The organism is Moorella naiadis (nom. illeg.) (assembly GCF_051020825.1).
Classification (GTDB): Bacteria; Bacillota; DSM-521; order Neomoorellales; family Neomoorellaceae; genus Neomoorella; species Neomoorella naiadis.
Map to the genome: position 1 here is coordinate 95,369 of NZ_JAXGFQ010000005.1, position 13,595 is coordinate 108,963.

Consider the following 13,595-nt stretch of genomic DNA (forward strand, 5'->3'; position numbering starts at 1 on the left):
GGGGGCTGGTTCCATGCTGGATGTAAGTAATTTTGAACGGATGCGCATTGGTTTGGCTTCACCGGAACAGATCCGGGCCTGGTCCAGCGGTGAGGTGAAAAAACCAGAGACCATCAATTACCGCACCCTGAAGCCAGAACGCGACGGCCTTTTCTGTGAACGGATTTTTGGCCCGACCAAAGACTGGGAGTGTCACTGCGGCAAGTATAAAAGGGTCCGTTATAAAGGCATTGTCTGCGATCGCTGCGGCGTGGAGGTCACCAGGGCCAAGGTGCGCCGGGAACGCATGGGTCATATTGAGCTAGCCGCCCCGGTATCCCATATTTGGTATTTTAAAGGCATCCCCAGCCGGATGGGTCTGATTCTAGATATGTCCCCCCGCTCCCTGGAAAAGGTTCTTTACTTTGTCTCCTATGTCGTCATTGACCCCGGGGACACACCCCTGGTCAAAAAGCAGCTCCTGACTGAGGCCGAGTACCGGGAATACCGGGATAAATACGGTAACACCTTCCGGGCGGCCATGGGAGCAGAAGCCATCAAAGAGCTGCTGCAGGAGATTGACCTGGAACAGATGGCCGCCGAACTGCGCCAGGAGTTAAAGGACAGCAGCGGCCAGCGCAAGATCCGCGCCCTGCGCCGCCTGGAAGTAGTAGAAGCCTTCAAGGCCTCGGGTAACCGGCCGGAATGGATGATAATGGATGTCGTACCGGTGATCCCGCCGGAACTGCGGCCCATGGTCCAGCTGGACGGCGGCCGCTTCGCCACCTCCGACCTGAACGACCTTTACCGGCGGGTCATCAACCGGAACAACCGGTTAAAGCGGCTGCTGGATTTAGGCGCCCCGGACATTATCGTCCGCAATGAAAAACGCATGCTCCAGGAAGCCGTCGATGCCCTCATCGATAACGGCCGCCGGGGCCGGCCGGTAACCGGCCCCGGCAACCGGCCCCTGAAGTCCTTGAGCGATATGCTGAAAGGCAAACAGGGCCGCTTCCGCCAGAACCTGCTAGGCAAGAGGGTGGACTACTCCGGCCGCTCGGTCATCGTCGTCGGCCCGGAGTTAAAGATGCACCAGTGCGGCCTGCCCAAGGAGATGGCCCTGGAGCTTTTTAAGCCCTTCGTCATGAAGCGTCTGGTGGATACCGGCCTGGCCCACAACATCAAGAGCGCCAAGCGTATGGTGGAAAGAGTCAAAAACGAGGTCTGGGACGTTCTGGAAGAGGTCATCGCCGAGCACCCGGTGCTCTTAAACCGGGCGCCGACCCTGCACCGGCTTGGTATCCAGGCCTTTGAACCGGTGCTGGTGGAAGGCCGGGCCATCCAGATCCACCCCCTGGTCTGTACGGCCTACAATGCCGACTTCGACGGCGACCAGATGGCCGTCCACGTGCCCCTGTCGGCCGAGGCCCAGGCCGAGGCGCGGATTTTAATGATGGCCGCCCATCATATCTTAAACCCCAAGGACGGCAAACCGGTGGTCTCCCCCACCCAGGATATGGTCCTGGGCTCCTACTACCTGACCACTGCCAGCCCGGGCGCCCGGGGGGAGGGCAAGGTCTTCAGCAGTTATGATGAGGCCCATATGGCCTATCTCAACCGGGTTATTGACATTCACGCCTTGATTAAAGTCCGCCAGGAAGACGGGCAGTTGCAGGAAACAACCATGGGTCGCCTCATCTTTAACCGGGAAATTCCTATCCCCAAGGAACTCGGTTATTACAACTGCGAGGTCGACAAAAAGAAACTAACGGAGATTATCGCCCGGTGTTACGATCTGCTGGGTACAGAAGCCACCGCCACCCTTCTGGACGGCATTAAAAAGGTGGGCTTCCACTACTCCACCCTGGCTGGCTTTACCATCGGCATCGATGATATCGTCGTGCCTGGGGAGAAAAAGGAGATTCTCGCTAGCACCGAGGCCAACGTCGAGAAGATCGACCAGCAGTACCGCAAGGGCTTAATCAGCGAAGAAGAGCGTTACCAGAAAGTCATCTCCCTCTGGAACAACGCCACCGATACCCTGACCAAACAGCTTATGGCGGGCATGGATAAATTCAACCCGGTCTTCATGATGGCTAACTCCGGCGCTCGCGGTAATATCCAGCAGATCCGCCAGCTGGCCGGGATGCGCGGCCTCATGGCCGACCCTTCCGGCCGGATTATCGACCTGCCCATTAAAGCCAACTTCCGGGAAGGCCTGACGGTGTTGGAGTACTTCATCTCCACCCACGGCGCCCGTAAAGGTCTGGCCGATACCGCCTTAAGGACGGCTGACTCCGGTTATCTGACTCGGCGCCTGGTGGACGTCGCCCAGGACGTTATTGTCCGGGAAGACGACTGCGGTACCACCAATGGCATTGAGGTCCGGGAGATCCAGGAAGGCAACCAGGTCATCGAAAAGATGGAAGAGCGACTGGCTGGCCGTTACGCCTTGGAAGATGTTCGCCATCCGGAAACCGGAGAACTCCTGGCAGCTGCCAGCACCATGATCAACGACGAGCAGGCCCGGGCCATAGTGGCCGCCGGGATCAAAGAAGTCAAGATCCGCTCCGTCCTTACCTGCCGGACCCGTTACGGCGTCTGCCGTAAGTGTTACGGCCGCGATATGGCCACCGGCAAGGAAGTGGAGATCGGCGAAGCCGTCGGCCACATCGCTGCCCAGTCCATCGGCGAGCCCGGCACCCAGCTCACCATGCGTACCTTCCATACCGGCGGCGTGGCCGGGGACGATATTACCCAGGGCCTGCCCCGGGTAGAAGAACTCTTCGAAGCCCGTAAACCCAAAGGCCAGGCTATCATTGCCGAGTCCAGCGGGACAGTCACCGGGATCAGCGAGATCCGGGGCCGGCGGGAGATCGAGATTACCACCGTCGAGGGTGAGAAGTCCTCTTACCAGGTGCCCTATGGTTCCCGCTTGAAGGTGGTTGAGGGTGACCAGGTGGAGGCCGGGGATGAGTTGACCGAGGGCTCCGTCAATCCCCATGACCTGTTAAAGGTTAAAGGTGTCCGCGGCGTCCAACTCTATCTCCTGCGGGAGGTGCAGCGGGTTTACCGCCTTCAGGGCGTCGATATCAACGATAAACACATCGAAGTGATGATCCGGCAGATGCTGCGTAAAGTGAAGGTGGAGGACCAGGGGGATACCGACCTCCTGGCCGGTTCCCTGGTGGACATCTTTGACTTTGAAGAAGCCAACCTCAAGGTCGCGGCCAGCGGCGGTAAACCGGCTACAGCCCGGCCGGTGCTGCTAGGCATCACCAAGGCCTCCCTGGCTACGGACTCCTTTCTTTCGGCGGCCTCCTTCCAGGAGACCACCCGGGTGCTGACGGAGGCGGCTATCAAGGGTCGGGTCGATCCCCTCCTGGGCCTCAAGGAGAACGTTATCATCGGCAAACTAATTCCGGCGGGGACCGGCATGAACCGTTACCGCCAGCTGCAACTGACAGCCCCTGCCGTCGATACCAGGGAAGTTCCGGCGGAAACTGTTGACACGGCTACTGGAAAATGATAATATCTATTAGTGTGACTGTCCTGGGGGGTTGATTTATGCCCTATGAACGTTTGCGGACAGCTAAAAAGCGAGCCGTGGGTACCAAGCAGGTAACCAAGGCCGTCGGCCAGGGAAAGGCCCGCGTGGTTTATATCGCCCGGGATGCCGAGGGCCATATAACCGGGCCCCTCTACCAGCTTTGCCGTGAACGGGGTGTGGAAGTAGTCGAAGTAGATTCCATGAAAGAGCTGGGGCAGGCCTGCGCCATTGAAGTCGGCTCTGCCTCAGCCGCTATTCTAGAAGAGTAAACCGGGGAAGGAGGTGGAAGGGATGCCGACAATACAGCAACTGGTGCGGCAGGCGAGGGAAAAAGTCACGGTCAAGTCAACGGCTCCGGCCCTCAAGGAATCGCCCCAGAAACGCGGTGTCTGTACCCGTGTTTATACCACTACCCCTAAGAAGCCGAATTCGGCCCTGCGTAAGGTCGCCCGGGTCCGCTTGACCAATGGCATTGAAGTAACCGCCTATATCCCCGGCATTGGCCATAACCTGCAGGAACACTCGGTAGTCCTGGTAAGGGGCGGCCGGGTTAAGGACCTGCCAGGTGTCCGCTATCATATCGTACGGGGTACCCTGGATTCTGCCGGCGTGCAGAATCGTAACCAGGGCCGCTCCAAATACGGGGCCAAACGGCCGAAGAAATAGCAGGTAAAGGGGGGATAAGATTGCCACGTCGCGGCAGAATTCCCCGACGGGCCGTTTTACCGGACCCGCTCTACGGGAATACCAAAGTTGCCAAATTGATTAACCAGATCATGCTGGATGGTAAAAAGTCAACAGCCCAGGAGATTTGTTACCAGGCCTTTGCCACCATCAAAAGCAAAACCGGCAAAGAGCCGGTAGAGGTTTTCGAACAGGCTTTAAAAAATGTCATGCCGGTCCTGGAGGTTAAGGCGCGCCGGGTGGGTGGCGCCAACTACCAGGTACCCATTGAGGTGCGGCCGGAACGCCGCCAGACCCTGGGCCTGCGCTGGCTGGTCAATTACGCCCGCGCCCGGAGCGGCAAGAGTATGCAGGAAAAGCTAGCGGCCGAATTAATGGATGCCGCCAATAATACCGGCGGGGCCGTAAAGAAGCGGGAAGATACCCACAAGATGGCAGAAGCCAATAAAGCCTTTGCTCATTACCGGTGGTAGGCGTGGGGGTCAGGGGCCCGGGGGACTGGGGCTCACCACGTGGTGACCACCGGTGACCGGCAACCTGATTAATAGAAGGGATGAAACCATGGCTCGAGAATACCCACTGGAAAAAACGCGGAACATCGGCATCATGGCCCATATTGATGCCGGTAAGACTACTACCACCGAGCGGATACTTTTTTATACTGGTCGCTTACACCGTATGGGCGAGGTCCATGATGGTAATGCTACCATGGACTGGATGGTTCAAGAACAGGAACGCGGGATCACCATTACCTCAGCGGCAACCACCTGCTTCTGGCGGAATCACAGGATTAACATTATCGACACGCCAGGCCACGTGGATTTCACCGTGGAAGTGGAACGCTCCTTGCGGGTCCTGGACGGAGCCGTGGCCGTTTTCTGTTCCGTGGGCGGGGTCGAACCCCAGTCGGAAACCGTCTGGCGCCAGGCTGACAAGTATGGCGTCCCCCGGATTGCTTACATTAACAAAATGGATCGCGTCGGCGCCGATTTCTTTCGGGGCGTACGGATGATTGCCGAACGCCTGGGGGCCAACCCGGTACCCGTACAGTTACCCATCGGCGCTGAGGATAGCTTCCGGGGTCTGGTAGACCTGATCACCATGAAGGCCATTTACTATACCGACGAACTAGGGACCACCATTGATGAGGAGCCTATTCCTGCCGCTATGCAGGACCTGGTGCAGGAATACCGGGAAAAGCTGCTGGAAGCCGTAGCCGAGAGTGACGAAGAACTAATGTTAAAATACCTGGAAGGCGAGGAACTAACGCCGGAGGAGATCAAAAACGGCATTCGCAAGGCAACTATAGCCGTCAAGATGGTCCCCGTTCTCTGCGGGTCTTCCTTTAAGAATAAGGGCGTCCAGCCCCTTCTGGATGCCATTGTCGACTTCCTCCCGGCCCCTACCGATGTCCCGGCGATCCAGGGCGTCGATCCGGAAACCGGCACCGAGGACGAGCGCCATTCCAGCGATAAGGAGCCCTTTGCCGCCCTGGCCTTTAAGATTATGGCCGACCCCTATGTGGGCAAACTAACCTTTTTCCGGGTTTACTCCGGGACTTTAAAGTCGGGTTCTTACGTTTACAACTCTACCAAAGGGCGCCGGGAACGGGTGGGCCGGATCCTGCGCATGCACGCTAACCACCGGGAAGAGGTCGAAGAGGCCTATGCCGGTGATATTGCGGCCGCCGTGGGCTTGAAAGAAACGACCACCGGAGATACCCTGTGTGATGAGCAGCATCCCATTATCCTGGAAGCCATGGAATTTCCGGAACCGGTTATTGACGTGGCCATTGAGCCTAAAACCAAGGCCGACCAGGAGAAGATGAGCATCGCCCTGCAAAGATTGGCGGAGGAAGATCCGACCTTCAGGATGCATACTGACCCGGAGACCGGCCAGACCATTATCGCCGGTATGGGTGAACTGCACCTGGAGATTATTGTCGACCGCCTGCTGCGGGAGTTTAAGGTCGGCGCCAAGGTCGGGCGGCCCCAGGTGGCTTACAAAGAGACGGTGCGCCGGTCTGTTAAAGCGGAGGGCAAGTTCATTCGCCAGACCGGCGGTCACGGCCAGTACGGCCATGTGGTCATTGAGATCGAGCCTCAGGAACCCGGCCAGGGTTACGAATTTGTTAATAAGATTGTCGGCGGTGTCATTCCCAAGGAATACATCCCGGCAGTCGACGCCGGCATTCAGGAAGCCATGGCCAATGGTGTCTTAGCGGGCTACCCGGTGGTAGATGTCCGGGCGACCCTGGTCGATGGCTCCTACCACGAGGTTGACTCCTCGGAAATGGCCTTTAAGATCGCCGGTTCCCTGGCCTTCAAGGATGCCGCCCGGAAGGCGCAGCCAGTCCTGCTGGAACCGGTAATGAAGGTCGAGGTCGTCGTGCCCGATGAGTATATGGGCGACGTCATCGGCGACCTCAATTCCCGTCGGGGCCGGGTCGAGGGCATGGAACCCCGGGCCGGGGCCCAGATCATTCGCGCCCATGTACCCCTGGCCGAGATGTTCGGCTATGCCACTGACCTGCGGTCACGAACCCAGGGTCGCGGCACCTATGTCATGCAGTTTGACCATTATGACGAGGTGCCCAGGAATATAGCCGAAACCATTATTGCCAAGCGCCAGGGCGCCTAGGAAAAGTTTTGGGTGGGGAGGGGAGAGGCCTTCCCCTGGTGTTAAGGATTCTACTCACACTAAAAGAGCTATATTTTTAAGGAGGCTAAAAGATCATGGCCAAACAAAAATATGAACGCAAGAAACCCCATGTCAACGTCGGCACCATCGGCCACGTTGACCACGGGAAAACCACCCTGACGGCAGCTATCACCTTCTGCCTGGCCAAGGCCGGCGGGGCGACACCGACGGCCTATGACCAAATCGACAAGGCGCCGGAGGAGCGGGAGCGCGGGATTACCATTGCCACCGCCCATGTTGAGTACGAGACTGAAAAACGCCACTATGCCCACGTCGACTGCCCGGGTCATGCTGACTACGTTAAGAACATGATTACCGGTGCCGCCCAGATGGACGGTGCCATCCTGGTAGTATCGGCGGCCGACGGCCCTATGCCCCAGACCCGGGAGCACATCCTCCTGGCCCGCCAGGTCGGTGTTCCTTACATTGTCGTTTTCCTGAATAAAGTTGACCAGGTCGACGACCCCGAGCTCCTGGAACTGGTAGAGATGGAAGTCCGGGAACTGTTAACCGAGTACGAATTCCCCGGCGACGAGATCCCCATCATTACTGGTAGCGCCCTGAAGGCCATGGAATGCGGTTGCGGCAAGAGGGAGTGCGAGTGGTGCGGTAAGGTGTGGGAACTCATGGATGCCGTGGACAGCTATATTCCTACCCCCGAACGCGATGTTGACAAACCCTTCCTGATGCCCATTGAGGACGTCTTCACCATTACCGGCCGCGGTACCGTGACTACCGGCAGGGTGGAGCGGGGTAAAATTAAAGTCGGTGACGAAGTCGAGATTATCGGCCTGCGGGATGAGACCCGGAAGACAGTCGTCACTGGCGTGGAGATGTTCCGCAAGATCCTGGACGAAGCCGTAGCTGGCGATAATATCGGCACCCTGCTCCGGGGCGTCGATCGCAAAGAAGTCGAACGCGGTATGGTTCTGGCCAAGCCGGGCAGCATCAAGCCTCATACCAAATTCCAAGGTCAGGTTTACGTATTAACTAAGGAAGAAGGCGGCCGGCATACGCCCTTCTTCAACGGCTACCGGCCCCAGTTCTACTTCCGGACGACGGATGTTACCGGGGTTGTGACCCTGCCGGAGGGTGTCGAGATGGTCATGCCGGGTGATAACATCCGCATGGACATCGAACTTATCACCCCCATTGCTATTGAGGAAGGCTTGCGCTTCGCTATCCGTGAAGGTGGTCGAACTGTAGGCGCCGGCGTTGTTACCGGGATTAACGCATAACTTACGCGGCGAGGGATCAGGCTTAACAGCCTGATCCCGTGCCATGAAGGAGGGTAATTAACGCATGGCGACACAGAAGATTCGTATCCGCCTGAAGGCCTTTGATCATCGGGTTCTCGATCAATCCTCGCAAAAAATCGTCGACACCGCCAGGCGCACCGGAGCAGTAGTCTCCGGTCCCATACCCTTGCCGACGGAAAAGAATATCTTTACCATTTTACGCTCACCCCATGTGAACAAGGATTCCCGGGAGCAGTTCGAGATGCGGACCCACAAGCGGTTAATCGATATTCTCGAACCGACGCCAAAAACGGTAGATGCCTTAATGCGCCTGGATCTCCCGGCCGGGGTCGATATTGAGATCAAGCTCTAGGGGGTAAGATCAGGTGCAGAAGGGTATTTTAGGCAAAAAAATCGGTATGACCCAAGTCTTTGATCCGGCGGGGCGGGTCGTCCCGGTGACGGTAGTGCAGGCCGGGCCCTGCGTTGTGCTGCGCCGTAAAGAAGCAGCCACCGATGGCTATAATGCCTTGCAGGTCGGCTTTGAACCGGTAAAAGAGAAAAAGGTTAACAAACCCCGGCAGGGTTACTTTAGCAAAGTGGGGGTCACACCTTTCCGTTATGTACGCGAATTGCGCGTGGAGAACCCGGGGGAATATCAGGTAGGCCAGGAGATAAAGGCGGATGTCTTTACCCCCGGCGAAAGGGTAGACGTTACCGGCACATCCAAGGGCAAGGGTTTTGCCGGGGGCATTAAGCGTCACGGTTTCCATCGTGGCCCCATGGAGCACGGTTCCAAGTATCACCGCCGGCCCGGCTCGCTGGCAGCCAAGGGCCCGGCCCGGGTTTTCAAAGGGCGCCGGTTGCCCGGCCACCTGGGGGCCACCAGGGTAACTGTCCAGGGCCTGGAGGTTGTCAGGCAGGATCCGGAGAGGAACCTGCTGTTAATCAAGGGTTCCGTACCCGGGCCCCGGCACGGGTTGCTGGTAATCAAGAATTCGGTAAAGGGAGGCTAACAGGGAATGCCCAGAGTAGCCTTATACAATATCAACGGCCAGCAGGTAGGCGAAGTGGACCTGGATGAACGGGTCTTTGGCGGCGAAGTCAATGAGGCCGTACTCCACGACGCAGTAGTCATGCAACTGGCCAGCAGGCGCCAGGGTACGGCGGCGACCCGCGGCTGGGCTGACATTAGCGGCGGGGGTCGCAAGCCCTGGCGCCAGAAGGGTACCGGCCGGGCCCGGGCCGGTAGTATCCGGTCGCCCCTATGGCGGGGTGGGGCGGTAATCTTTGGCCCCCAACCCCGGGCCTACGGCTATAAACTGCCCAAGAAGGTACGCCGTCTGGCCCTGCGTTCCGCCCTGGCCAGTAAAGTGCGCGACGGCAACATTATCGTCCTCGATGAGCTCAAACTGGAACAACCCAGGACCAGGGAGATGGCTGGCATCTTAAAGACCCTGGCCGGCAAAGATAAAGCCCTGGTAGTTACAGCCACCCGGGAACCCAATGTTGAACTTTCGGCCCGCAATATTCCAGGAGTAAGCTATTTAACCTCCGACGGGATTAATGTTTATGATCTCCTGGCCCACGACAAACTGGTCATGACCAAAGACGCCGTGGCCCGGGTAGAGGAGGTGCTGGCCTGATGCGGGCTCCTGAAGAAATTATCATCCGGCCCCTGGTGACGGAGAAATCCACCGGCCTCATGGCCGACAATAAATATACCTTTTTAGTCGCTCCCGGTGCCAATAAGATCGAGATCAAGCATGCCATCGAAAAGCTCTTTAACGTCAAGGTCTTAAAGGTGAATACCCTGGTCGATCGAGGCAAGCTGCGCCGGGTGGGCCGTTTCCAGGGTCGCCAATCTGACCGCAAAAAAGCTATAGTCACCTTGCGGCCTGGCGATAAAATCCAGGTTTTTGAAGGCCTGGAGTAGCCTAACCTGAAAGGAGAGAACAGGGATGGCCATTAAAAAGTTTAAACCGACTTCCCCCGGCCGGCGGCAGATGACGGTTTCGGCCTTCGCGGAGATCACGGCGGCGGATCCCTACAAACCCTTGCTGGCACCGTTAAAAAAATCGGGGGGCCGCAACAGCCAGGGTCGCCTGAGTGTGCGCCACCAGGGTGGGGGACACAAACGCCTCTACCGAATAATTGACTTTAAGCGCGACAAAGACGGCATTCCCGGCCGCGTGGCAACTATTGAATATGATCCCAACCGCTCCGCTAACATTGCCCTGGTCAGTTATGCCGACGGGGAAAAGCGCTACATCCTGGCCCCGGAGAATCTCAAGGTCGGGGACCAGGTAATCAGCGGCCCCCAGGCTGATATTAAAGTAGGTAATGCCCTGCCCCTGAGCCAGATACCTGTTGGTACCATGGTCCATAACGTCGAACTCAAACCGGGCAAGGGCGGGCAGATGGTCCGTTCCGCCGGGGCCGGCGCCCAGTTAATGGCCAAGGAGGGCGGTTATGCCTTGCTGCGGTTGCCCTCCGGTGAGGTACGCAAGGTCCAGGAGAATTGCCGGGCGACAGTAGGCCAGGTGGGTAACCTCGACTGGGAGAATATCAGCATCGGCAAGGCCGGTCGTAAGCGCTGGCTGGGCATCCGGCCCACAGTCCGCGGCGTGGTTATGAACCCCGTTGATCACCCCCACGGTGGTGGTGAAGGCCGGGCACCGGTGGGACGCAAGCACCCGGTTACCCCCTGGGGTAAACCGGCCATGGGTGCCAAGACCCGCAAGAAACGGAAGCCTTCCGATAAACTAATCGTCAAGCCGCGTAATAAATAAAGGGCTGAAAGGGGGTTCCCTGGTATGGGCCGGTCCCTGAAGAAAGGACCGTATTGTGAAGAGAGGCTCCTGAAAAAGGTCATCACCATGAATGACAGGGGCGAGAAAAGGGTAATCAAAACCTGGTCCCGCCGTTCGACCATCTTTCCCGAAATGGTGGGGCATACCATCGCCGTTCACGATGGCCGCAAGCACGTACCGATTTATATTACCGAAGATATGGTCGGCCACAAACTGGGTGAATTTGCTCCCACCCGTATGTTCCGGGGGCATGGCGCCCATACGGAGCGCTCCACGGCGCTGAAGTAAGGGGGGTAAATTGAAAAGGTGGAAGCTAAAGCAGTGGCCAGGTATATCCGGATTTCCCCGCGCCGGGTGCGCCAGGTAATCGACCTGATTCGTGGCAAAGGGGTGCGGGAAGCCGAAGCCATTTTAATGGTGACACCCAAAAGGGGCAGCCGGGCCGTGGCCAAAGTTTTGCAATCGGCCGTAGCCAATGCCGAACATAACTATGACCTGGATGCCAGCGACCTGGTGGTCAGCCGCGCTTACGTGGATGAGGGGCCAACCCTGAAACGCTACCAGCCGCGGGCCATGGGCCGGGCCAATGTCCGGCGGAAACGCTCCAGCCATATAACTATAGTGGTCGGGGAAAAGGAGGACTGATTTCGTGGGTCAAAAAGTACACCCTAAGGGCATGCGCCTGGGGATCATCCGCGATTGGGACTCCCGCTGGTACGCTGGCAAAGAATATAAAGCGCTACTCCACGAAGACCTCAAAATCCGCGAGTTTATCAAGAAACGCCTCTACCAGGCGGGAATTGCCAGTGTGGAGATTGAGCGGGCGGCCAATCGGATTAAAGTCATTGTCAACACTGCCAAACCCGGGATTGTCATCGGTCGCGGCGGCACCGAAGTGGAAGCCCTGCGCCGGGACCTGGAGCAGCTAACCGGTAAACAAGTTAATTTAAATATCGCCGAGATCAAAAAGCCCGAGCTCAACGCCCAGCTGGTGGCGGAAAACGTGGCTACCCAGCTGGAAAAGAGGATCGCCTTCCGGCGGGCCATGAAGCAGGCTGTCAGCCGGGCCATGCGCCTGGGCGCCCAGGGGATCCGGATTGCCTGCGGTGGCCGCCTGGCCGGGGCGGAGATCGCCCGCACGGAGTGGTACAGCGAAGGCAAGGTTCCCCTCCACACCCTGCGGGCCGATATTGACTACGGCTTTGCCGAGGCCAATACCACCTACGGCAAAATCGGGGTTAAAGTTTGGATTTACAAAGGTGAAATCCTGCCTGAACGGGCCCGGGTCCAGGAAGGGGGCAAAAAATAATGTTGATGCCCAAAAGGGTAAAATACCGCAAACCCCACCGGCCGGGGACCCAGGGCCAGGCCACCCGGGGCAATGAGGTGACCTTTGGCGATTATGGCCTGCAGGCCCTGGAACCGGCCTGGATAACCAGCCGCCAGATTGAGGCCTCCCGTATTGCCATGACTCGTTATATTAAACGCGGCGGCAAGGTCTGGATTAAAATCTTTCCCGATACCCCCATTACCGCCAAGCCGGCCGAAACCCGCATGGGTAGCGGCAAAGGGGCTCCGGAATACTGGGTGTCCGTAGTGAAGCCAGGCCGGATTCTCTTTGAGATGGCGGGTGTAACCGAAGAGATCGCCCGGGAGGCCATGCGCCTGGCAGCCCACAAGCTGCCCATCAAAACTAAATTCGTCAAGCGGACGGGACTGGGTGGTGAGGCCAATGAAGGCTAAAGAGATACGTGATTTGACCACCGAGGAACTCCAGCAGAAGGTTAACGAACTCAAACAGGAACTCTTTAACCTGCGTTTCCAGCTGGCAACCAACCAGATGGATAACCCGATGCGTTTAAAAGAGGTCCGGCGCAATATCGCCAGGGCCAAGACCATTCTGCGCGAGCGGGAATTAAAGTTGGAACGAGCTTAAGCTAAGGACGCGAAGGAAGGGGGGCAGCTTTGTTGGAGCGCAACTACCGCAAGATCCGGGTCGGGAATGTGGTCAGCGATAAAATGGATAAGACAGTAGTAGTGGCCGTTGAAGATCGGGTGCGGCACCCGCTTTTTAATAAGATTATCCGCAACACCAGGAAATTTAAGGCCCATGATGAAAAGAACGAGTGTCACATTGGTGACAAGGTCAAGATCATGGAAACCCGTCCCTTGAGCAAAGACAAAAGATGGCGGGTAGTGGAGATTATGGAAAAAGCCAAATAGCCGCATCTGCACAGGGAAGGAGGTAAATTATGATCCAGCAACAATCGCTCCTCAAAGTCGGCGACAATACCGGTGCCCGGAAGCTGATGTGTATCCGCGTCCTGGGCGGGTCGAAACGACGTTATGCCGGGGTAGGTGATGTCATTATCGCCTCCGTCAAAGAAGCAACGCCGGGGGGCGTGGTTAAAAAAGGCGACGTTGTCCGGGCGGTAGTCGTCCGGACCCAAAAGGCAGTTAAACGTGAAGACGGTTCCTATATTCGTTTCAATGAAAATGCGGCAGTAATTATTAACGACCAGAATAACCCCAGGGGTACCCGTATCTTTGGACCGGTGGCCCGGGAACTGCGGGAAAAGGATTTTATGAAGATCATTTCCCTGGCACCGGAAGTGCTCTAGGGAAAGGGAG

Annotated in this window: 18 protein-coding genes; all 18 read left to right on the forward strand. The window is 57.6% G+C overall.

Features of this window, described 5'->3' with window-relative positions; all coding sequences use genetic code 11:
• Positions 1 to 13 precede the first annotated feature (13 nt).
• The 18 genes from rpoC (at position 14) to rplN (ending at position 13,585) form a co-directional block, all read left to right on the forward strand.
• Positions 14 to 3,508: a DNA-directed RNA polymerase subunit beta' gene (gene rpoC / locus SDD30_RS04820; protein WP_434073797.1), complete on the forward strand. Its 3,495-nt coding sequence runs from the start codon at positions 14 to 16 to the stop codon at positions 3,506 to 3,508.
• Between the two features lie 38 nt (positions 3,509 to 3,546).
• Positions 3,547 to 3,798, forward strand: a complete 252-nt coding sequence (locus tag SDD30_RS04825; protein ID WP_434073798.1) for a L7Ae/L30e/S12e/Gadd45 family ribosomal protein — start codon at positions 3,547 to 3,549, stop codon at positions 3,796 to 3,798.
• Between the two features lie 22 nt (positions 3,799 to 3,820).
• Positions 3,821 to 4,195 carry a 30S ribosomal protein S12 gene (rpsL, locus tag SDD30_RS04830; RefSeq protein WP_109206928.1) on the forward strand — a complete coding sequence of 125 codons (375 nt, stop codon included), beginning with the start codon at positions 3,821 to 3,823 and terminating at the stop codon, positions 4,193 to 4,195.
• A gap of 20 nt (positions 4,196 to 4,215) precedes the next feature.
• On the forward strand, positions 4,216 to 4,686 hold the full coding sequence (gene rpsG, locus SDD30_RS04835; RefSeq protein ID WP_434073799.1) for a 30S ribosomal protein S7: 471 nt from the start codon (positions 4,216 to 4,218) through the stop codon (positions 4,684 to 4,686).
• Positions 4,687 to 4,774: 88 nt separating this feature from the next.
• Complete coding sequence (fusA, locus tag SDD30_RS04840; protein ID WP_434073800.1) at positions 4,775 to 6,853, forward strand: elongation factor G; 2,079 nt, start codon at positions 4,775 to 4,777, stop codon at positions 6,851 to 6,853.
• Between the two features lie 95 nt (positions 6,854 to 6,948).
• Positions 6,949 to 8,151 (forward strand): elongation factor Tu, encoded by a 1,203-nt coding sequence (tuf, locus tag SDD30_RS04845; protein ID WP_434073801.1) that lies wholly within the window; start codon positions 6,949 to 6,951, stop codon positions 8,149 to 8,151.
• A 64-nt stretch (positions 8,152 to 8,215) separates the two neighbouring features.
• Complete coding sequence (gene rpsJ, locus SDD30_RS04850) at positions 8,216 to 8,524, forward strand: 30S ribosomal protein S10 (protein WP_109206931.1); 309 nt, start codon at positions 8,216 to 8,218, stop codon at positions 8,522 to 8,524.
• 13 nt (positions 8,525 to 8,537) lie between these two features.
• Positions 8,538 to 9,167: a 50S ribosomal protein L3 gene (gene rplC / locus SDD30_RS04855; protein ID WP_434073802.1), complete on the forward strand. Its 630-nt coding sequence runs from the start codon at positions 8,538 to 8,540 to the stop codon at positions 9,165 to 9,167.
• A gap of 6 nt (positions 9,168 to 9,173) precedes the next feature.
• Positions 9,174 to 9,797: a 50S ribosomal protein L4 gene (gene rplD, locus SDD30_RS04860; RefSeq protein WP_434073803.1), complete on the forward strand. Its 624-nt coding sequence runs from the start codon at positions 9,174 to 9,176 to the stop codon at positions 9,795 to 9,797.
• On the forward strand, positions 9,797 to 10,087 hold the full coding sequence (gene rplW, locus SDD30_RS04865; protein ID WP_434073804.1) for a 50S ribosomal protein L23: 291 nt from the start codon (positions 9,797 to 9,799) through the stop codon (positions 10,085 to 10,087). The genes rplD and rplW overlap by 1 nt, the downstream gene beginning before the upstream one ends.
• Positions 10,088 to 10,112: 25 nt before the next feature.
• Positions 10,113 to 10,943 (forward strand): 50S ribosomal protein L2, encoded by an 831-nt coding sequence (rplB, locus tag SDD30_RS04870; protein WP_434073805.1) that lies wholly within the window; start codon positions 10,113 to 10,115, stop codon positions 10,941 to 10,943.
• Between the two features lie 24 nt (positions 10,944 to 10,967).
• A complete protein-coding gene (gene rpsS, locus SDD30_RS04875; protein WP_434073806.1) occupies positions 10,968 to 11,252 on the forward strand; it encodes a 30S ribosomal protein S19 in 285 nt (94 codons plus the stop codon).
• Positions 11,253 to 11,270: 18 nt separating this feature from the next.
• Entirely contained in the window at positions 11,271 to 11,609 is a 339-nt protein-coding gene (rplV, locus tag SDD30_RS04880; RefSeq protein ID WP_109206937.1) for a 50S ribosomal protein L22, read from the forward strand.
• Between the two features lie 4 nt (positions 11,610 to 11,613).
• Positions 11,614 to 12,273, forward strand: coding sequence for a 30S ribosomal protein S3 (gene rpsC / locus SDD30_RS04885; protein ID WP_434073807.1), 660 nt, complete (start codon positions 11,614 to 11,616; stop codon positions 12,271 to 12,273).
• Entirely contained in the window at positions 12,273 to 12,707 is a 435-nt protein-coding gene (gene rplP, locus SDD30_RS04890) for a 50S ribosomal protein L16 (RefSeq protein WP_109206939.1), read from the forward strand. The genes rpsC and rplP overlap by 1 nt, the downstream gene beginning before the upstream one ends.
• Positions 12,697 to 12,900 carry a 50S ribosomal protein L29 gene (rpmC, locus tag SDD30_RS04895; protein WP_434073808.1) on the forward strand — a complete coding sequence of 68 codons (204 nt, stop codon included), beginning with the start codon at positions 12,697 to 12,699 and terminating at the stop codon, positions 12,898 to 12,900. Before rplP ends, rpmC begins: the two co-directional genes overlap by 11 nt.
• A 29-nt stretch (positions 12,901 to 12,929) precedes the next feature.
• On the forward strand, positions 12,930 to 13,187 hold the full coding sequence (rpsQ, locus tag SDD30_RS04900; RefSeq protein ID WP_434073809.1) for a 30S ribosomal protein S17: 258 nt from the start codon (positions 12,930 to 12,932) through the stop codon (positions 13,185 to 13,187).
• A gap of 29 nt (positions 13,188 to 13,216) precedes the next feature.
• The gene (gene rplN, locus SDD30_RS04905) at positions 13,217 to 13,585 is read left to right on the forward strand and encodes a 50S ribosomal protein L14 (RefSeq protein ID WP_434073810.1); all 369 of its coding nucleotides are present in this window, start codon (positions 13,217 to 13,219) and stop codon (positions 13,583 to 13,585) included.
• Positions 13,586 to 13,595: the final 10 nt, after the last annotated feature.

Excerpts from the sequence above, each read along its gene's own strand:
- rpoC (WP_434073797.1), top strand. The coding sequence starts at position 14 with ATGCTGGATGTAAGTAATTTTGAACGGATGCGCATTGGTTTGGCTTCA.
- SDD30_RS04825 (WP_434073798.1), top strand. The coding sequence starts at position 3,547 with ATGCCCTATGAACGTTTGCGGACAGCTAAAAAGCGAGCCGTGGGTACC.
- rpsL (WP_109206928.1), top strand. The coding sequence starts at position 3,821 with ATGCCGACAATACAGCAACTGGTGCGGCAGGCGAGGGAAAAAGTCACG.
- fusA (WP_434073800.1), top strand. The coding sequence starts at position 4,775 with ATGGCTCGAGAATACCCACTGGAAAAAACGCGGAACATCGGCATCATG.
- tuf (WP_434073801.1), top strand. The coding sequence starts at position 6,949 with ATGGCCAAACAAAAATATGAACGCAAGAAACCCCATGTCAACGTCGGC.
- rpsJ (WP_109206931.1), top strand. The coding sequence starts at position 8,216 with ATGGCGACACAGAAGATTCGTATCCGCCTGAAGGCCTTTGATCATCGG.
- rplD (WP_434073803.1), top strand. The coding sequence starts at position 9,174 with ATGCCCAGAGTAGCCTTATACAATATCAACGGCCAGCAGGTAGGCGAA.
- rplW (WP_434073804.1), top strand. The coding sequence starts at position 9,797 with ATGCGGGCTCCTGAAGAAATTATCATCCGGCCCCTGGTGACGGAGAAA.
- rplB (WP_434073805.1), top strand. The coding sequence starts at position 10,113 with ATGGCCATTAAAAAGTTTAAACCGACTTCCCCCGGCCGGCGGCAGATG.
- rpsS (WP_434073806.1), top strand. The coding sequence starts at position 10,968 with ATGGGCCGGTCCCTGAAGAAAGGACCGTATTGTGAAGAGAGGCTCCTG.
- rplP (WP_109206939.1), top strand. The coding sequence starts at position 12,273 with ATGTTGATGCCCAAAAGGGTAAAATACCGCAAACCCCACCGGCCGGGG.
- rpmC (WP_434073808.1), top strand. The coding sequence starts at position 12,697 with ATGAAGGCTAAAGAGATACGTGATTTGACCACCGAGGAACTCCAGCAG.
- rplN (WP_434073810.1), top strand. The coding sequence starts at position 13,217 with ATGATCCAGCAACAATCGCTCCTCAAAGTCGGCGACAATACCGGTGCC.